Source organism: Actinospica durhamensis, assembly GCF_018139695.1.
GTDB classification, from domain to species: domain Bacteria; phylum Actinomycetota; class Actinomycetes; order Streptomycetales; family Catenulisporaceae; genus Actinospica; species Actinospica durhamensis.
In genome coordinates this window covers 1-19,236 of sequence record NZ_JAGSOG010000170.1, presented here as the reverse complement: position 1 = coordinate 19,236, position 19,236 = coordinate 1, and the positions used below count along the sequence as shown (strand labels likewise).

11 protein-coding genes are annotated in these 19,236 nt (G+C 65.2%); 9 read left to right on the top strand and 2 right to left on the bottom strand.

Annotated elements, in window-relative coordinates; translation table 11 throughout:
• The 5 genes from KDL01_RS26855 to KDL01_RS26835 all read left to right on the top strand — a co-directional run.
• Window positions 1–402, top strand: a 402-nt coding sequence (locus KDL01_RS26855; protein ID WP_212531399.1) for a hypothetical protein, incomplete at its 5' end; no start/stop codon positions are given.
• Window positions 395–1,402: a tyrosine-type recombinase/integrase gene (locus KDL01_RS26850; RefSeq protein ID WP_212531398.1), complete on the top strand. Its 1,008-nt coding sequence runs from the start codon at window positions 395–397 to the stop codon at window positions 1,400–1,402. The genes KDL01_RS26855 and KDL01_RS26850, both read left to right, overlap by 8 nt.
• Complete coding sequence (locus KDL01_RS26845) at window positions 1,399–2,454, top strand: tyrosine-type recombinase/integrase (RefSeq protein WP_212531397.1); 1,056 nt, start codon at window positions 1,399–1,401, stop codon at window positions 2,452–2,454. The genes KDL01_RS26850 and KDL01_RS26845 overlap by 4 nt, the downstream gene beginning before the upstream one ends.
• A gap of 401 nt (window positions 2,455–2,855) precedes the next feature.
• Window positions 2,856–5,747 (top strand): TrlF family AAA-like ATPase, encoded by a 2,892-nt coding sequence (locus KDL01_RS26840; protein ID WP_368861656.1) that lies wholly within the window; start codon window positions 2,856–2,858, stop codon window positions 5,745–5,747.
• Window positions 5,748–6,273: 526 nt separating this feature from the next.
• On the top strand, window positions 6,274–8,946 hold the full coding sequence (locus KDL01_RS26835) for an AfsR/SARP family transcriptional regulator (protein WP_212531395.1): 2,673 nt from the start codon (window positions 6,274–6,276) through the stop codon (window positions 8,944–8,946).
• 11 nt (window positions 8,947–8,957) lie between these two features.
• Here KDL01_RS26835 and KDL01_RS26830 read toward each other — a convergent pair whose 3' ends face one another.
• Complete coding sequence (locus KDL01_RS26830) at window positions 8,958–9,860, bottom strand: serine/threonine-protein kinase (protein ID WP_212531394.1); 903 nt, start codon at window positions 9,858–9,860, stop codon at window positions 8,958–8,960.
• Here KDL01_RS26830 and KDL01_RS26825 point away from each other — a divergent pair.
• The 4 genes from KDL01_RS26825 to KDL01_RS26810 are packed head-to-tail and all read left to right on the top strand — an operon-like array spanning window position 9,859 to window position 18,722.
• A complete protein-coding gene (locus KDL01_RS26825) occupies window positions 9,859–11,448 on the top strand; it encodes a PD-(D/E)XK nuclease family protein (protein WP_212531393.1) in 1,590 nt (529 codons plus the stop codon). The two genes, KDL01_RS26830 and KDL01_RS26825, sit on opposite strands and share 2 nt — an antisense overlap.
• Window positions 11,448–12,518 (top strand): pPIWI_RE_Y domain-containing protein, encoded by a 1,071-nt coding sequence (locus tag KDL01_RS26820; protein WP_212531392.1) that lies wholly within the window; start codon window positions 11,448–11,450, stop codon window positions 12,516–12,518. Before KDL01_RS26825 ends, KDL01_RS26820 begins: the two co-directional genes overlap by 1 nt.
• Window positions 12,511–16,011 carry a pPIWI_RE_Z domain-containing protein gene (locus KDL01_RS26815; RefSeq protein WP_212531391.1) on the top strand — a complete coding sequence of 1,167 codons (3,501 nt, stop codon included), beginning with the start codon at window positions 12,511–12,513 and terminating at the stop codon, window positions 16,009–16,011. The genes KDL01_RS26820 and KDL01_RS26815 overlap by 8 nt, the downstream gene beginning before the upstream one ends.
• Complete coding sequence (locus tag KDL01_RS26810; protein ID WP_212531390.1) at window positions 16,008–18,722, top strand: pPIWI_RE module domain-containing protein; 2,715 nt, start codon at window positions 16,008–16,010, stop codon at window positions 18,720–18,722. The genes KDL01_RS26815 and KDL01_RS26810 overlap by 4 nt, the downstream gene beginning before the upstream one ends.
• A gap of 101 nt (window positions 18,723–18,823) precedes the next feature.
• On the opposite strand, the gene KDL01_RS26805 is transcribed toward KDL01_RS26810, so the two are convergent.
• Window positions 18,824–19,236: transposase family protein (locus KDL01_RS26805; RefSeq protein WP_212531389.1), on the bottom strand; the 413-nt coding region annotated here is incomplete at its 5' end.

Sequence of the window (19,236 nt, the reverse complement as noted above, 5' to 3'; positions counted from 1 at the left end):
CTGCCCACCACCCCCTTGCCGCCCAAGCCCAGCACGACGGCGCTGTTTCCGAAGTTGGGACCGGCTCGGATCGGAGTCGCGGCGATCGATGCATCTGGACGCGTCCGCGAGAAGACGCTGCTCCGCGCGCTCGGTTGGCGTGCCGGCGAAGCCCTCGACCTCCGCATCGCTGACCAGACCGCCGCACTTTGGCCTGCGCCGTACGGCAGCATTCACGTGGATAGCCGGGATCAGTTCGCCCTGCCGCGCGGTTGCCGTACGCTGCTCGGCATCGAGGCTGGAGACCGCGTGCTCCTTGCCGCCAGCACCGAGATCAACGTCCTGCTTGTGTATTCGGCGCCGGTCGTCGTTGAGTGGATTCGCCAGCATCTCGCCGACCACTTCGAGGTGCTTCATGTCTGACCGACTCACGACAGCCGGCATCGGATCGGCGCCAACGCTCGAAGGCTTTCTGCCGCGCGCGATCGCCGCCTGTAGCCCGCATCAGAAGAAGGCCTATGTGCCGGTCTGGCACCGCGCGTGTGGTTCGCTGGGTCGAACACCAATCGACAAGATCACCACGCTAGACATAGCAATCTTGCAGCGGGAAGCGGTCAAGCGCGCAGCCGTGCGTGCCTCCAGTCGCAATGGCCGCTATGCCGGCGAGCAAAGTGTTCGCGCCATGCGGGCACTGTTCAAGATGGCTGAACAGGACGGCTGGGTCGAACACCGGCACAACCCGGCCGCTCAGCTCCCGCTGCCTCGCCGGAAGCCCACCACCCGCCGTGGCCTAACGCCGCGCGAGGTCGCCGACATCAACGCGGTCGTAGCAGCTGGTAGCAGGGATCCGGCTTTGGACTGTCTGATCATCAGACTTCATCTCGAGACTGCATGCCGTCGATCCGGAGCCCTGGGTCTGCGGCTCGCGGACTTGGACATCCGCTGGTGTCTGGTGCGGCTTCGAGAGAAGGGCCAGACGATCCGCTGGCAACCCATCAGCCCGACTCTTGCCGCAGCACTCGACCGCCACGCACGTGGCCGCGGAGCCGTACGAGGTCGGGACGCCTTGCTGCGTCGGCTCGACCACACACCCGTGAGCCCTCGACACTATGACGCCCTGTGGAACCGGATTCGCAGCCTTTTGCCGTGGGCCGCTGAACACGGCGTCTCCGCGCACTGGCTGAGACACACCACCATCACTTGGGTCGAGCGGCGCTTTGGCTACGCGACAGCTCGCGCGTACGCGGGTCATACCGACACCGCCAGCGCCCCGACAGCCACCTTCATCCGAGCGCGTCTGCCCGAGGTCGCCGAGGCGCTGAGCGCCTTAACCGGCGAACCGCACCCTCTGCTCGAACCCTCGACCACCCGGCCAATGAAACACCTCCTCAACTGCACTCTCGACATGGGAGCTGCGGCATGAGCACCGCCGAGAACGCCAAGGCTGTCAGGCGCCTTGTTGCGGAACTCGGGCTCAGCCTTGAAGACCTGCAGCACGACGATCGTCCAACGCCCACGATCGCCGGCTACTTGCCGCGCGTCATCGAGGCATCCGGAAGCGGTGCCCGCAGAACCTATGGGAGCTATTGGACGCGGATCGTCGACGCACTCGGTGAACGCCGCCTCGACGAGGTCACGGCAACAGACATCGAGGCCCTGATTCAGCAAACCATTAGCGACAGGGTTCTCCGCCGTACTGACCGGGGCGGGAGCAGCAGCCGGGAACACCTCTTGCGCGCCATGCGCGCGATCTACAGTCGGGCAGAGGCCGACAATCTCATCGTGGCCAGCCGAAACCCCGCGGCACGCGTGCCAAAGCCACAGCGTCCCGAGACCACCCGCCGAGCTCTCAGTCCGGACGAACTAGCCGCGATCAACGACGCCGTCGCCAGCAGCGGTAACGACGTGGGACTCGATTGCCTCCTCATCCGCCTGCACGTCGAGACCGCGTGCCGACGTGGCGGCGCCATCGCCCTGCGGGAGATCGACCTCGATCCCGAGTGGGATCTGATCCGCCTCAAGGAGAAGCGCGACGCAGTTCGTTGGCAGCCAGTCAGCCCCAGCCTCATGCAAGCGCTACTTCAGCACCGCGCCGAACGCGGCAGCGGTCAGCCCACCACCAAGCCACTGCTGCGTTATCTGGACGCCACCCCGCTCACGACTCGCCGCTACGACCATCTCTGGAAGCGCGTCGGTGACCGACTCCCCTGGGTTGCAGCGCAAGGCATCTCCACGCACTGGTTGCGCCACACCACACTGACTTGGGTAGAGCGCCGCTACGGCTACGGCGTGGCACGCGCCTACGGTGGCCACCTCGACAGCCGTGGCCCGGCAACCACCACCTACATCCGCGCCACGCTTCACGAGATCGCTATCGCGCTGTCCGGACTGACGGGCGAGGACCATCCATGCTCCAGGCAGCCGTCTCCCGGGACCCTTCCCCCACACTGGCCCTGGACAACACCCCAGAGCTAACCCGCCCCGTGAGTTGATCTTAGGAACTCGAACGTGGCATAGCGCCCAGTCTGAACGGAAGGGAACCGCACCGTATTCGGTCCACGGATATTGGCTTCCCCAGACGTTAAGTCGATCCGGTTGACCTGCGCCAACCGAGGGCTTAGGGACCAAACTCGGCGCGGGTCAGACAGTGGACCGACACCAGGGCGTTAAGTCTACGAAGCTGCGCGGCGTCCAGACAGGTGCCCAACGGCCCCGGATCCAGCGCTCCCTTGGCGTCTGAGGAACATTCAGCGGCAATAGCGCACGTAAGAGGGCCCTCCGCCAATTCGCCTGCGCGCTGGGGTCTTCCCACGGCATACTGTCACAGCGGTGCTCTGTGTCCCACATGTCGCTGATGCCGCAGCGGCTCGGAAGCGGTGGTTGCGACGTCTCGTTGGTACAAATGTGATCTTCAAGTCGCCACGCCCGCCTGGCGAGACTTTCGTCTTCTGCCAGGCATGACCTTCAACTTTCGAGACAAGCCAGCTGATCGGGCTGACTTCGCGAACGTGTACATGGAGCACCTCGCGGAGCGCGGGATCGAGGTGATCGCCGTCGCGGACCACCACACGGCGGCATGGCTGGAGGTCATGCGCGCGGCCGGAGACCGAGCCGGCATCGCCGTGTTCCCGGGCGTCGAAGTGACCACCGGCTCAGGATCGGACGGCGTGCACCTAGTCCTCATCGGGGATCTGGACCGCTGCGAGCGGGACATCGATCTGCTGCTGGCCAAGGTGTGCGGATTCGACGATAACGATCACCCACGCTTCGACCCCCTCACCGGTGATCCGGCGCCATCGCCTCGCAGCGCCGTCGACATCCTGTCCGACCTGGATGACAACTGGTTCGCGCTGGCGCCCCACGCACTCGGGGACAACGGGATCGCCTCGGGGAAAACGCTGCGCGGCACCCTCAAATGGAAAGCCCTGCATCACGAGCGCCTTGCTGCCCTCGACCCCGGCGGCTCCGGTTGCGGGTCCAAGGCGCAGAAGCCGGAGAAGCCATCCGCGGACAAGGACTCACATAACGCGAAGTTCCGCAGCCGCCGCCTGGACGACTACCCGTGTTTGAAGCGCCTGGCCTTCATCCACACCTCCGACGGATACTCGCTGGACAAGATCGGCTCGAGATTCAGCTGGATCCGCATGGCCACGCCTTCGCTGGAGGCGCTACGCCAGGCCTCACTCGACTTCGAGGCTCGCATCCTCGCCGACAGCGACGCGCGTCTGGCCGCCAGCTCGAACCCCAACCTTGTGCAGCATCCGTGGATCGAGGGATTGACGATCCAGGGCACAATCGGAAACTCGGGCGAGCCCCTGACGCTCTCTCTGGAACCGAGACTCAACGTAATCATCGGCGGCCGCGGCGCGGGCAAGTCGACGGTCGTGGCAGCCATCCGCCATCTCTACGGAAAGCTCGAGGATTTGCCCGAAGCCGTTGCTGTTGACGCACGGCAGTTCTCCAGGCAGGTATTCGGGGAAGCTGAGATCCGGGGACAGCACCACCTGCCGATCTCGCGGGACCTGCAGGAGGCCGTCTGGACACACGGGACCGGTTCTCGCACTGTACGCGGCGGGCAGGCACTGCCGACCGCGTACGCCGTGCGTGTCTTCAACCAGAAGGAACTCTACGAGCGGACCACCAGCGATCGGAACGACCCCCAGGCGGCCTCGCGCTACTTGTTGAAGCTCGTCGACGATGCGCTCCGCCTCGAAGAGGGATCGCATGACCATCCAGCCGGGTGGTCCGCGCAGCTGAAGACCGCCGAGAACTCCTGCCGCGCCGCAGTGTCCGTCGTCAAGGAACTGCAGGCACTCGCCGAGCGGGAGCCCGAACTCAAGGCCCGCAAGGCAGAGCTTGAACGGCAGGTCGATGCGTTCGGCGACCCCGCGTCGCAGAAGGAGCGGCAGCGCAACGAGCAGGTTGTCAACCACCACCAGGCGCTCGCGCACCGTACGGCCGAACTGCTTGACGCGATTCCGGCGCTGGAGCAGAGCGCCACCGCGCGGCTTACTGGAGTCGACCTTGCGGGCTATGCGACCGATGAGCATCCAGCACTTGTCGAGCACTACACCCGTCTGCAGGCGATCCGGTCGACGCTGGTGTCTGCGATGTCCGCCGCGCTGGCCGAGGCACGGACCGAGATCGAGACAGCCCGGACAGCGCAGCAGGCAGGCTCGTGGAGCAGCGAGGTTGAACACGCCGAGGATGAGATCCTTAGCTTTCAGGCTCGGCTGGCGCAGCTTGGCATCGATCCCACGATGTACCTGCAGCTCCGCGACGACCTCGGCAATACCGAGAAGGCCCTGGCCGACACCCGCAACCGTCTCAAAGCCCTTGGCGACCGGCAGCGCGACGAACAGGCCGCGTGGGCAGCGCTGGACCAATTGTACGTGTGGCGTAGGTCCCAGAGATCAAGGCTGATTAACGAGATCCAGCAGAAGTCAGGGTCGCTGCGGTTCGTGACTGGGGAGCACCGGAACGCCGACGGATGGGTACGCGAAGTCCGCGCGCTGCTTAACCTGCGCGGGGAAACCTTCGGAGAGGAAGTGGCGGCGGTGGCCGCGTGGCTGTGGAACTCCAGCGACACCGAGCTCCCAGCCAGACTCGCACTGTGGCGCTCTGCCTTAACCACCAATGCCTACCAGGACATCGAAGCTGCAGTGCACTGCCACGCGAAGTGGTGGAAGCGGCTCCGGGAGACCGACGAGGCCGTTCGGATTCGGCTCGCAACTCTCCTGGCGGACGACACCGTGACGATGTACTTTCTGCGATCCGGGCGCGACATCACCGACGAGTCCGCATGGCAACCAGTCACCACTGGATCCGCCGGCCAACGGAGCGCCGCCATGCTGAGTTTCGTACTGAACTACGGCACCGAACCGCTGATCCTGGACCAGCCTGAGGACGACCTCGACACCGCGCTGATCACTAACTTGATCGTCCCAGAGATCCGAAAGAGCCGCTGGGACCGACAGGTCATCATCGTGACCCACAACGCCAACATCCCGGTCAACGGCGACGCCGAACAAGTCATCGTCATGGACAACGACGGCACCAGTATCCATATCCGGGACAGCGCCGACGAGACCGACGCCACGCGCCGAATTGTGCACGCGGGGCCGATAGAGATCGACCCCGTGCGCGAAGACATCCAGGAGATTCTCGAGGGCGGTAAGGATGCATTCCGAGCCAGAGAAAGGCGCTACAACAACGATCTGAGTACATACCGTGAAGCCCGCCGCGAAATGATGGCTCGCGGTCGGTGACCAAACGGTCCCGGCCGATGGCAGCCATCCCTCTGGGCCGGTATCCCTCTCGAACCGAATTATCAGCACCCGAAGGGTCCGCATCCGTGGATTCCGGAACGGGGGCGGTTGGACCGCGTGATATGAGGCTCGACCAGCCGACGCCCGTTCCGGCTGCTTTCGACTACGGCTGCGCCTTCCTCCCGTCCGTTGTGGTCGGCTTGGTCTGGCGGTGGGTGGGTGTCTCGTCCCACGTCTTCCGCTTGTCCTTGTGCGGCGGGAACGAACGTTGCGGTTTCGGTCCGCGGGGTACAGGCATTATTCAGTCCATTTCAGCTGTTGAATCACTCAGGACATTGGATCTTGCAATGGTTCGCCTCCGGTGGATCCGGATCACCACCCTCGGCTCTATCAGTATGCGGTCTGCCTGACAATCTGCAAGCTCGTAGACGTGTGTCAAACGTGAGTCGGCATCTCCGTTCCCCATGTCATGCTGTGCCTTGTGGACATGCCTACCCCAGAACCGCTCTGAAGGAGGATAGAGTTGGTGGATATCAGGATCCTTGGCCCCGTGCGTGTCGTGATGCCAGGAGGACTCGCCATCGTGGGGCCTAAGGAGAGGGCCCTGGTGGCCTCGATGGTGACTTCCTCTGGATTCGTTGCGGCACACGATGTGATTGCGCGACAGCTCTGGCCCAACAAGCAAGTGTCGGACCCGACTCTGATCCGAGGAATTTATCGCCAGCTGAGGAGCCGGATGCCGGAGCACACCTTGCAGAGGAACAGTGCGATGAGCTGCGCTCTTCTCATTGACCCGCAGAGTGTCGACCTCTACCGGTTTCGCGATTTGGTGAGTCGAGCGCAATCCCTGGAAGGCCCTGAGCGGCTGTCGGCACTCAGATCCGCCGTCGAGATCTGGGAGGGGGCTCCGCTGGCCGACCTCATGGATACAGAGTTCGGCAGGGAGCGTCGCTTGCTTGTCGCGGAGTTTCGAAGCTCCCTGCTTCAATACCTCCGCGACGAGGTGGAGTTCGGGAGCCGAGAAGAGTGTCGGGCCAAGCTCGAGGACATTCGAGACGGCTGGTTCGGCAGCGGCGAGGCTTGGGAATTGCTGCGACCCGATGTCGAGCGCTACGAAACGTCTGGAACGACAAAGGCCTTGCCCGCCGCCGCGCTGCGCGTTGCGGGTACCGACATCGGTCGTATCACGTGTCCGAGGCCAGTGCCGCAGCAAATTCCTCCGCATCCCGCAAACCTGGTCGGCCGCGCGTCCGAACTGGAGGAAATCTCGGCGGCGCTGCTGAGCCCGGAGGAAGCCCCGCCTCACGGGATCGTCGTGCTGCGTGGCCAGCCGGGCGTCGGTAAAACCGTACTTGCTCTGCGCTGGGCGGTCACGCATCTCGACGAGTTTCCGGACGGTGTTCTCTACAGCGATCTTCGAGGGTTCTCCGACGTTCCGCCCGCTGCCGCCGACGAGGTGCTTGCCGGGTTCTTTGAACAGCTGGGGATCACTGGCGCAGCTGAGAGATCGCCGGGCCGTCTCTCCGAGGCGATGAGGTCGGAATTGGCCGGTCGGCGAGTGCTGTGCATTCTCGACAATGCCGCAGACGCGGATCACGTCCGTCCCCTGCTGCCGGGAAACGGCTTCTGCGCCACGATCGTCACAAGCCGTGATCGACTCGACGGACTTCTCGTTCACGAAGGCGCACAGGCGATCGAGGTCGGTCCACTCGATGACGTGGCGGCCGTCGAGCTGTTGAGCTCGCGGGTAGGAGACGATCATGTGCGCAGTACCGGCTTCTTACTCAAGGAGATCGCTTCGTACTGCGGCGGGCTGCCCTTGGCCCTGAGCATCGTGGGCGCGTCGATCAGGGCCCGCAAGCCAGGGGCCGCGCGCGAGGTTCGCGATGCGTTCCGTGAGCCGCGAACGCGCCTGAACCCGTTGGACCTCGGTCGCGGCGCGAGCGTTCCCGCCGCGTTCGCGATCTCGATCGACCGGCTTTCCGAAGCGGCGAAGGACTTGCTCTGGCGGCTCGCACTCCATCCGGGGCCCACGATCAGCGCCCAGGCGCTCGACTGGCTGGCCGGGGACGGCACCGACGAGGTCCGTCGAGCCCGGCAGGAGCTGGAGTCGAGGCATCTGCTTGGTGAGCCAGCGCTGTCGCGGTACGCACTGCATGACGTGCTCCGGGAGTGCGCCTTGAAAATCGCGGATGAGCAGCCGGCTGCGGCCAGGGATCTCGCGCGAGCGCACGTTTTCGACTTTCTTCTCCACAACGCGTGGGCCTGCGATCAGGTTCTTGTTCCTGACCGGAACCTTCCGGTGGGGGAGGCCGACGGTATCGAGACGGTGGTGACCACGTCTGCCGGCGAGGCGATGAGATGGCTTTCCACGGAGTACGACACCATCACCGCCGCGATCCGCCAGGCCGAACGCTTGGGGCTCTATCGCTACCTGTGGCTTCTGCCGATGACGCTGGTTACCTATCAGTGGCGTAAGAGTCGGTATGCGGACGCTGTCCGCTATCTGACCCTCGCATGGGACGCAGCAGAGCGTGTCGCAGATCCCGGCGACCAAGCGATGGTGTGCCGGATGCTAGCTGGAACCCGACTCAGGATGCAAGACTTCGATCTTGCCAAGTCATGGATGTATCGGGCCGGCGCCATCGTCGACGGAAGCGCCGGTTGCTGGGGTGAAGCCGAGAACAGGCACGGCCTCGGGATCGTGCACGGTGAGTGCGCCGAATGGGACGAGGCCATCGCCCTGATCTCCGCGGCCGTGACGCTGTTCCGCGAACGCGGTGCCGTGGTGAGCGAAGCCGGTGCCCTGGGCTCTCTCGCCGAGGTCTACCGGGGCAAGCGCGATCTGGTCGCCGCACGATCGCACTGCGACGAAGCGAGAGCCGTCGCCGAGCGGACGGCCGACGGGAACGGGCTCGCCGGGATCATCTCCCTGTCCGGACGTATCCACCGCGAAGCGGGGGATCTGCCGAGTGCGCTGGACGAGTTCGCGGCCGCGGCCGCGGTCTACCGCGAATACGAGTACGAACGCAACGAGGTTCGGGCGCTGCTGTCGATGGCGGAGGTCGCAGGCTCGCTCGGCCGACACAGCCTCGTCGATGCCGTGCTGACCCGAGCAGCCGAAGCGGCCTCGTCGATCGACGGCGCTGCCGAGCTCGTAGACCAGGTATCCGACGCACGACGGCGCTTGGAGGCGTGATGCCGGCGGCCCTAGAACAAGGTGCTCCGCCCCAAGCGGTACCACGTGGTGGGGTCCGGGGTCGTCACTTTCGAGGGCGGCGCACTTCCCTTCAGCGGGAGCGACGGGTACAGCCGCTCATGTACTTCGCGCATCGTGGACGGACGGTCGGACGGATTGACGGCGATCATCTCAAACCCGAGTTCACGCAGCGTCTTCGGCATGTTGATCGGAATCCGATCGGAATAGGGCTGGTCACCTGGTTGCGGCCTGGTCTCGAGGTCGAAGAAGGGCTGCGAGGGGAGGCACATTCCCAGCAGTACGGATCCAAGGCCGAAAATGTCGGCCGACGCGGTGAGCACGGCGTCCTTGTCGTATTGCTCCGGCGCGGCATAGCCTCGGGTTCCAGCACGTTGGTGCGCCCGCTCGCCGATCGGCGTCGCCGCCCCGATGTCGATGAGCCATACCTCGCCAGACGTCGCAATGATGACGTTATCGGGCTTGACGTCCCGGTGTACGTATCCCCGACCGTGCACCGTGTCGAGGATTTCGCAGAGCTGACCGATCACCGATGCCGCCGTGCGTTCACCGATCGGCCGGTGCGCGGCGATGTACTGGGTGAGGGTCAAGCCTTCCACAAATTCCATGACGAAATAGGCACGCGGCGCGTCCACGGGGCTGCGATGGAGTACACGTGGAATGCCTCGGATCCCGGAGAGGGTCTCTCCGAAGACGGCTTCGTCGCGGATGGGCTTGCCATCCTCCCAGAAGGTGAGGCTCCTCTCGAGATTGCGTGGGAACTGAAATTTGATCGCTACCTTATGCTCCTCAAGCTCGTCCCACGCGACGATCACCTCACCTTGCCCACCTCCGCCCAGGTACTTCTGAAGGCGAAATCTATTTTCGAGAACTTCTTCAGGAAAGAGATATCCCATGTCTGAATGGACCGCACCTTCAGGATTGCGAGGAGAGGGCCGCCAGATCACGGTCTCCCTCTCGATGCTGGGCGAGGGGGACTACAACTGCCCGATGAGCAACGCCATGCGGGCACGACGACTGTACCCGATGAAACGTACGCAACGAGAATTATTCGATGACTTCACCAACGGATTCATCATGGAGGAACTTGATCGGCGCGATACCGGGAGTGCTCACAGCCCCCGAATGGCGGAATCCCGTCAGAGCAGGGCGCACGAAGGAGTTGAAGCCTGGACGCGCCACGCCGCGGCGACGTATCTCGAAGCGTTCCCGGCCGTTGCCGACGAGGTGCCGTTGATCCCGGCGGAAGCGCCGTGGTCTCTTGAATGGACGCTCAGACGCCCTGACCGTCGTGGCGCGCGCATGTACCGCCTCACATTGTGGGGCCGATGTCTGCAATCGATCGACGGATCCTACCGGGAGTTCCGTTGGCCGTCCAACAGCCTGGGGAACCGGCGACGGCGTCGGCACAGTGCGGCCGAGCGGGCGATGGCGGCCTTCGTCACGGCGTGGTCGCAGCCGGGTCCGACCCCGCGGCGGGTGCGCGTCGTCGAGTTCGGGTTCCTCGATGGACGGCCCGACCCGACTCCGCTGTTCGACGGAACTCCCGAAGAGGCGAGGGTGCTCTTCAACGCCGAAGCCTTGGACGTGCTGTCGACCGCTGTGGACGGTGGTGAGTACAGCCCCGGCAGGGCCTGCAGGTCGTGCCGGTTCACAGCCGTGTGTCCGGCTGTGCCGAAGATCGGCGGGCTGCTGGGGGTTCAGGCCCGGGACCGACCGCTGCGAACGTGGTCGCCGACGAGTGCCCGTTCGTATCGGGAGTGCCCAGCCCGCAGCTACCTGCGTGCGAGCATGCTGCCCGTCGACGAGGCGGTCGAGCGCAACGCCTCTGCGGAGCGCGGCCGCGCAGTGCACGACTACCTGGCCGCTTGCCACAAGACTGTACCCCATAATGCCTGCGGACTGGTGGTCCCCGATGTCTGGCTCGGCAACTACGCCCTCGCTGACGACCAGCATGTTCTGGGTTCCGAGCTTCTGCGATTCCATGCCGAGGTCTGCCCGATGCTGTATGTCGAGTCGTCGGAGGACGTGCGAGTCGAGCCTTCGCTCGTCTATCTGGACGAAGAAGCATCGTCCCGGGTGCTGGTGCAGCCTGACCTGCTCTACCGGGACGGGGACTCGTGGGTCTGGCGTGAGGTAAAGACATCAGCACGTCGCCGTCGATTTCAGGATTTGCTCTGGGACTACCCGCAGTTGGCCCTGGGCCTGGAGCTCCTCGGCCGAGGAGCGCTCGACGGCTCACCCGCCCGGAGCAGGGTGGAACTCGAAGTGCTGCGACCGGGAGGAGCGGACCTGATCACGCTCGACCCGTTCTCGCCCGGGACACGCCAGGCCGCACGCGACGTCGTGCGCCGGCTGGTTGCTCCGTGGCGCGAGGACGACTTGTTCATCGCCACGCCGGGGGCCCACTGCTCCGCTTGCGAAGTGGCACGGTGGTGCCCGTCCCGGCAGCAGTGCGATGCGATCAGCGGGGACGCACGGTGATGCTCGACCGGGAAGCCGGATCATTGCTGCGCGAGCTGGCCCGGGGAGTGCTGACTCTCGCATACCGTGATAAGACTGCGTCGATAGTGCCGTACTCCGTGGCCATGCAATCCGTCTACGACAAGATCGTCGCGTCGTGCCTGCTCAGTGGTGGGCCCGCGCCCACGAGCGTGCCCGAACTGCTGCGATGGACACGTGAGTACCCTGTCGGCGAACTGCCGTTCAACGTGGACACACTCGGAGTGCTCTCCTCCGACGTCCTCGTCGATGGAGCGTCGGGGATGCCCACCCGTACCTGCATCGAAGTGGCCTCCGCTGGCTTCGAAGGCGGATGGGAGCGAGAGGCGCTCAGAACACTGCAGAAGCTGGAGCTGTCTGAATCCAACTACGCACGATGCGCCGACTTCATGGCTAACCGGCCGGTAGTGACCGTACAGCAGACCCTGAATTTCGCCGCGACAGCACGGACCGCGGTGACGTGGCGTCATATCATGCATCTTTATCGGTCTCCGGCTGACCTGTTGGTCCAGAGCGGAAGACTCCACGTCTGCCCGGAGTGCCGACTTCCGGCACGTAGCGACGATGACGTGCGGATCGCGTGGTGCGAGAGCGGGGAATGCCCGGGACTCGGAGAAGTCGGCGATGCGCACGACGCGCAGGACGCCTTGGTGCTCGTGGAGCCGTTGCGGGCCTTTCACGTGGCGCCGACAAGAATCGCGCACGCTCTGCGGGCCCTGGGGCAGGAGGCCGGCCTGACGATGGTGGCGCACGGAGCTTCCGGTACCTACGCGATTCAGTTCTCCGAGGGCTCCCGGTCGGTGCGCATCTTCGATCGGGTCCAGCCTGCACTGCTGGCCGAAGAGCTGAAGCTGCTCTTCGAGGCGGAGCCGTCCGCTCTTGTGGTCGTGCCGTCGCGGACAATGGCCCGCCATCTGCGCTATCGCCGAGCCTTGCAGTCGGCTGTTCCAGCGGGAAGCTCCGCCGCGGTCATGACCGACGAAGAGTTCGCCGCCCTGCTCGTTGGCGGCACCGGTGGCGGCGAGGGCGAAGAGGCGGTGCGGCATGCGTAGCGTGGAAGCGGCGCTGGAAGATGTCGTGGAGATCTGGATGTTGCAAGCCGAGCGGAGGCGTGAGTCGCCGCAGGCGCGAAGAGCACGGCTGCAGACGATGTGCGAGGTCGAATTCGGCTTGTACGTGCAGTCCGTGCTGATGCCCGAGGCCGCTGTCGAGGACGCTTGGGTGCTGTTCAGCGGTTTCCCTTACCGGGCCGCCTGGTACGGCTTGCCTTTCGAGACCGAGCGGCTTCGGCTCGACGTCGTGCGGCACAGCTTGTGGAAGCTCCGCAGCCGGAGCGCATGGCGCGATGTGCTGGACGAGTACAGAAAGTTCGACGCGCCGCTCCGGGCATACGATGTCCCGAACGTCGAGCACCCCGCACGACCGAAAAACGTGTCCATCGCCATCGCGGAACGATGGTCAAGCTACGCGGACCTGTTGCGGAGAGCACCGAAGTTCGCCGGACAGAAGCAACCGGTGGCGAAGGCTGGAATCTACACTTTTCCGCTCGGCCGGGACATGGCCGAAGTGACGCTCCCGGAGATCGAGTCGCTGCCGATCGCCTGCCATGAGTTGGACGCGCTGCCGCCTGGTGCCGGGGCTCCACTGAGCTTCACCTGGAACGAGCTGGTGCGCACGGCGGCCGAGATGGATTCGTTGCATTATCAGCGATGGGCACAACGTCTCGTCGATATTAGAGTGCTTACGCGCCACAAACGCACGTTCCGGCGGATGCGACGGCAGAGGATCACTATTGACGGCATCCAGCACCTGCTCGGGATCGTCGGTGCGGGAAAGAGCACGCTCCGTGATGTGATCGCCGTACACATGGCGAATCAGGGGTCTCGCGTCACCGTCGTTGTCGGCGACGTGGCGGAGCAGCTCAAGCTGGTGGAGCTCTACAACCTGTATACCTGTAGGCAAGCTGCGCCGATCATCGGATCCTCGGGACGGGAGGAGCACGCGTATCGCCTGCACAACAGACTGCTGGGACGTGGCCAAGCGAATGTGCTGCTTCATGACGATCCGGGGTTCGCCTACCTGAGCACGGCTTGTGCTGTGAGCGCACTTCCCAGCCGTCGAATCATCGGCGGCGGTATCCTCGAATCCCCTATCCCCTACGGCGAAGCGCCCTGTACACGGCTCAGCCCGCGTCGCGAGCCAGGCCACGATGGCAAGCCGCGAGTGTCGCAGTATCGTAAGGCCTGCCCCTTCTGGTCGCGTTGCCCACGCCACCATGGCCCGAGGGAACTCATCGGCGCGAAAATCTGGGTCGCCACACCGGCCAGCCTCGTCTCTACCCCGGTGCCATGGCCGCAGAATGCTGAAAAGATCCGGTATCTCGAACTCGCCGCCCGGCTCAGCGACCTCGTCATCGTCGACGAGGCGGATCGCGTTCAGATGCAACTGGACGAGATGTTCGCGCCCACGGTCACGCTGATCAGCGACGGCGGTGAACCCTCGTTCCTGGACGCGGTGATCCAGCATAAGAGCCGCGAGCTGCCGAGCAGCGGCCGCAAGCAGCTCTCGAACCATCAGGCGGAGAACTGGTCCGCCGCGCTGACCACTGTGGAACTCGCCGCTGACCGGCTGTACGCGATGCTGGTCTCGCAAGGTGATTTGCGCTCGTGGGTGCGTGTTGGCTACTTCAACGCGTGGAATCTTCAGCTTCAACTGGCGGCCGAGCGCTATCCGCTCGCCGCCAAGGCGGAGGCCGGGGGCGTCGCCGATCTGGCGGCCCTGGTCCAGGCCGAGGCCCAGTCTAGGCTCCACGAGATCCTCGACGACTTCCGCGACAACCCGTTCGGCGACCGTGGTGAGCTGCGCCCCGCGACGGCGACCGACGTGGCTGCTCTGATCGGAATCGTCAGTGAGCTGCTGCACACCGCCAACCAGCGCACCACTCGGCGTCGTCTGCGCGAAGCCATCGCCGCGCTCTTCGATCTCAAGGGCCTGCTCGCCGAGTTGGGCGTGGCGGATTGCCTGAGTGTCGCAGACGCGCTGGACGAGGAGTTCGAACTGCCCGACGGATGTTGTGACGACGTAGCCCGTCGGCGGATCGCCTGGCTCAGAACGCTGCCGCAGCGGTTCGAGTTCACGCTGCTCATGTCGGTGATCGAGCCGAGGCTCGCGCTGATCAACGCGATGTGGCCGCGAGTCGCCTCGATGCTAGATCTCGGGTTCAACGCGATGTACCGACGGCCCGCCGACTACGCGCCCATCGTGCCGGAAGCGCCCATGGGAAACCTGATGGGGTTCCGGTTCGTCGCGTCGTCACAGGACCGCCACGGCGTCACCAGCGGCGAGCTCCAGTTCTTCTGGAACAGCGGTGTGGGCAGGGAACTGCTCCGTGCGCTGCCTTCGCTGCCGATGGTGGACGGCCGCCCAGGCACCAATGTGCTGCTGATGTCGGGTAGCAGTTGGGCTGGGGCGTCCGACAAGTACCACATCAACGTCCCCGTCGGGATCATGCTGGAACCGCCTCGCGAGGATGTTCAGCGGATCATCGACGAAAGCGAGATGGTCTTCCAGCCGGTCGTACTCAACGGCGTTGCGCAGACCGTGTCGGGGTCCAAGCTCGAAGAGCGGCCGGAGATCCTGCGGCGCATCGCCGTAGCCCTCGGCACCCCTGAGGACGGCGACCTGAGCAGGCTGGAGTGGGAGCTGTTTCGGTTGCCGGAGGCTCGGCGGCACATCATGCTCCTGGTCGGCAGCTATGACGAGGCCAGATTCGTCGCGGACGCGTTGCACACGCTGAATCCACGCTGGCGCGACAGTGTCGTCTGCCTCGTGCGGGACAGCGATCCCGCGACGCCCGCCGACGAACACCATGCGGCTGCCCTGCGCCGGGGCGACGTGGAAAGGCTGGCTTGGACCCGGGCGGAGATCCTCGTCGCACCGTTGCTGGCGGTCGAACGCGGGCACAACATCCTTGACGAGACCCGTACCTGTGCCGCGATCGGTTCGGTGCAGTTCTTGGCCAAGCCCAATCCCCGCCCGGACGATCTGATGCCCGCGGTGTACGGCATCAACGCGTGGGCGGTCCGCAATTCTCGTAGCGCCGGGTTTCGCGAGTGGGTGAAGTGCGGAGCGACGGTGGCACTCGGGGCACGCGAGTTCCGCAAGGCCGCCCGCAAAGAGTGGTTCCGCCTGCTGGCGCGCCATATGACCTGGAGAAACCTGAAGGACGATCGTGATTCGGTGACATGGGACCTTCTGGTCCTGATCTGGCAGGTGATCGGTCGGCTCGTGCGCGGCGGGGTCGGAGCCCGCGTGGTCTTCGTGGACGCCGCGTTCGCCCCGAACGCCGCGGCCCGGTCCCCGATCCGGGATACGCGCAAGACGAGCCTGCTCTACAGCATGGAGCACGTACTCCGGCCGTTCTTCGAACGGGGTGCCTCCGTATCCCGGTTCGAACGCCGGATTGTCCGTGCGCTTTACGCGCCCTTCTGGAAGGCGCTGGAACGCTGCCTCCGCGAGCTTGAGAAAGGGAGTCAGACCCCATGATGCGCTACTCCGCGATCCGTCGAACCGCTTACGTGCCGAACAGGGCCGGCACGCCCTGGCGACCCGAGTTCCAGGTGTTGTCGTTCGCTACCGATCTCAACGAGGTGCTAGGACAGTTCTACAAGGCCTGCCGGCCATCCGCCGCCGAGTACGGTCTGCCGATCCGGTCGCTCAACGGCCTGCTCCACGCGGCTGCTCCGGGTGTGCTCGCCATCGGTCGAGGTGCGCTGTCCGACGGCTCGGCTCCCTGGCTCTACGCACAGGATGCCGTACCGGCCGAGGTCGTCTTGGCGCTGCTCAACACCTGGGTGATGGGATGGGTGCCGCGCGAGCGCGAGGGCGAACTCGCCGACGAGCTCGAGCGCGTGCTCGACGCCGTCGGCGACAGGCCGCTCGCGTGGGAGCCCACGGCGGTCGACCTGACTGCGGCCTCGCGGTCCGACGGCGGGACCGAACTCCCCGACCGACGGCTCTACACACTGCTTCCGGAACAAGTCGCGTTCCGGCTCGCAGCCAACACGTTCGGCGGCGGCTTAGAGCGACTCGGGTTCCGCGTCGTCAGCGCCGAGCAGGGCGCGGAAGCCGTGAGCTGGCCGCCGTTGTCATACTCGTCCAAGGACCACAAGTGGCGGTATTCAGTCTTCATCAAGATCTCGACGCACTCGGTGCCGTTCAGCGCGCCTTTCCGCATCCACGTCGTGAGCGGCATCCGTCGCTGGGCGACGAAGGCGCCTGTCGAGTTGCGCGGGCGCTCTGCCACGGTGTTCCTCGACACTCCGTCACCCTGGGAACCCGCTGCCCGCCGGATGCGGCTCGTTCGAAACACGGTCGCCTACGACAGATCGATTGGGGCGGTCGGGTGGACAAAGGCCAGTCCGGTCGGGTTGTTGCCCCGATTCGACCTGGTGCGTTCCTATCCTGTGGCCGCTCGGCTGCTGGAAGAGCCCGAGGCTTGGATCGAGGGTCGAGGCGGAATCGCGGCTGGAGTGGTCTTCAGCAACGGTCTCGGTGAGCACGAGATTGGCACCGGATTGATGCCCGTCGAGCGTCGCGAACTCGATGAGTGGGTTGAAGCGCTCCTTGCTCCTGAGTTTCACCGAGTCCCGGACCTGCGGTTGGTCAACCGGAGGTCGAAGCCTCGGTTGGCTTCGAAGGCCTCTAAGGTCACCGATGAAGGCCCGCAGCGTTCCGCCCGAGTGACGTGTCGACGTGAGGCGCTGAGAGACGCGCTCGACGGTATGACTCTCGATGTGGAGGTCCTCTGGCAGTCTGAACAGACGATGGAGCGCCTCGTTTTGGGACTGCGCGAGCTTCTCGACCTCCCACCGGCCCGAACAGCTGACGACGGTGCATTGGAGTGGGATGACGAGGAACTGAAGATCAGAGTCCATGGCCGAGGCGCCGGCCCGCTCGTGGAGGAGCTGAAGCTGCCAGATCGCAAGAACACACCGCGTTCACGCCGACTGGCGGAGGCACTGCGCGAGCGGCGCGGCCTGGTGGGCCGCTCGATCGGCGGCGCCGAGGGACGCAGGGGCGCCGCGCTGGTCGAGATTCGAAGCGCCGCGAGGTTCCGCAAGGACGTGGACCCGAAGTTCGCTGTCCGTCTCGGTCTGGCGGATGTGGACAGGGTCAGCCAGTTCCTTCTCATCGACGAGGACACCGATACACCGCTGGCGACCCGCGCGCCGATGATCTGGCTGGATCTATTCCGGCAACTCGGAGCGGTGCGGCTGCCCGCGCATAAAGTCGGGAAGCACCTGGCCGAGGATCTACAGTACGTCGGGATCTGGCTGCTCACTCGTCGTTCGGACGGCCCGACGAGACATCCTGGGGAGAGGCTGGTCGCAGTGCGGGTACGTCCGAAGGAGCGTCTCCCGGTCCAGGTCTGGGACCGCTCCCGGAACAGCTGGGTGCCTTATCCAGACTTCCTGGTTCAATTGGCGAAGGGCGTGATCGTCGAGGCCGAATCGACGGATGCGCCGGAAGATCAGGAGTGGGCGAGCCAGACGGACCTGTTCACCGTCGGCGACGAGTTGAGTGACGCGGAGCGGGATCTTAGGGCCGTGTTGTATCGCGTACGGTCGAGGCCGACACTCGTGATGCTGAACAGTGGGAATATTCGCCTGGCGTGCCCCGGCCTGGCCAATGCCGCCCTGCTACGGGACATGCTGATCTTCGGAGACACGCCGCCTCAGCGGATCGCGGCCTTCGGGTCGGCCCTGCGCGTGGTTCTCGTCCGGGATCACAGCGGCCGAGACGAGTCTCCGCAGTGGTACGCGCCGCATCCGGACTCGTCGAACGAGTTCGCGGGTTTCTCCGCTGGCCTGTGGGAGTCGTCCGACGCCGACGGGGCGAACCGAGTGTTCGCGAGTACCACCGACTATCCCAAGTCCGCCAAGAAGATTCCGCGAGGGCTTCGAAAGCTCCTTCCGGGCGAGACATGGCGGGTACGGCCTTCCAAAAAGGCATGGAATCCCCGCTTGCTGGAGATCACAGTGCTGGGCTGCGTGACCGATGATGTGCTCGCTTTGTCTGAGTGCGGCAGCATCGAGTGCGATGAGCCCGCCGACTACGCGGCGATCACCCATCAGATGCGCTTCCACGACGACTACGATCCTTTGGGGCGACCGCTGGTCCAGCACTGGGCGATGAAGGCCATCGAGTACCTGCTGCCGCTGGCGGACTCGGCAGAGGTGGGCAGTGATGATTGAGAATCCGCCAACGATTTGGTGCTGCTCAGGTTGGGTGGCGTGACCGAGCGTGTTCGTGCTCGTGCATGTGGGGCGCGGCTGTCATGAGTGTAGATCGTCTGTCACCGGGCGACTGCGAGGTTCGTGAGGACCAGCAGGGCCCGCAGGAGGCTGGTGGCGCGGGACGGGTCGGTGCGCAGCCTGGTCAGGATGCGCCAATTCTTCAGGTGCGCGAAGCCGTGTTCCACTGGTGCTCGTGCGGCTGCGAGGATCTGGTTGGCCTGCTTCTGCCCGGCGGTGAGCTTGCGGGCCCTGGTGGCTTTGAACCCGGTGACGACCACCGGGTCGTCGCTGTCCTTCTCGAGCCCGACGAACCCCAGGTCGGCCAGGGCACCGAGGCCCGCGGCCCTCAGATGCTCGAGGACGTGGTCACGGCGGGCGGCGGTGATGTCGTGCGTGCGCCCGGGCCGGGCGGCGGAGATCCAGATCAGCCGGCCGCGCTCGTCGGTCAGCGCGAGGAAGTGCAGGCCGTGGC

What these genes read in the sequence shown, in the direction of transcription:
- KDL01_RS26850 (WP_212531398.1), top strand. Translation starts at nt 395, where the DNA reads ATGTCTGACCGACTCACGACAGCCGGCATCGGATCGGCGCCAACGCTC.
- KDL01_RS26845 (WP_212531397.1), top strand. Translation starts at nt 1,399, where the DNA reads ATGAGCACCGCCGAGAACGCCAAGGCTGTCAGGCGCCTTGTTGCGGAA.
- KDL01_RS26825 (WP_212531393.1), top strand. Translation starts at nt 9,859, where the DNA reads ATGTCTGAATGGACCGCACCTTCAGGATTGCGAGGAGAGGGCCGCCAG.
- KDL01_RS26830 (WP_212531394.1), bottom strand. Translation starts at nt 9,860, where the DNA reads ATGGGATATCTCTTTCCTGAAGAAGTTCTCGAAAATAGATTTCGCCTT.
- KDL01_RS26820 (WP_212531392.1), top strand. Translation starts at nt 11,448, where the DNA reads ATGCTCGACCGGGAAGCCGGATCATTGCTGCGCGAGCTGGCCCGGGGA.
- KDL01_RS26815 (WP_212531391.1), top strand. Translation starts at nt 12,511, where the DNA reads ATGCGTAGCGTGGAAGCGGCGCTGGAAGATGTCGTGGAGATCTGGATG.
- KDL01_RS26810 (WP_212531390.1), top strand. Translation starts at nt 16,008, where the DNA reads ATGATGCGCTACTCCGCGATCCGTCGAACCGCTTACGTGCCGAACAGG.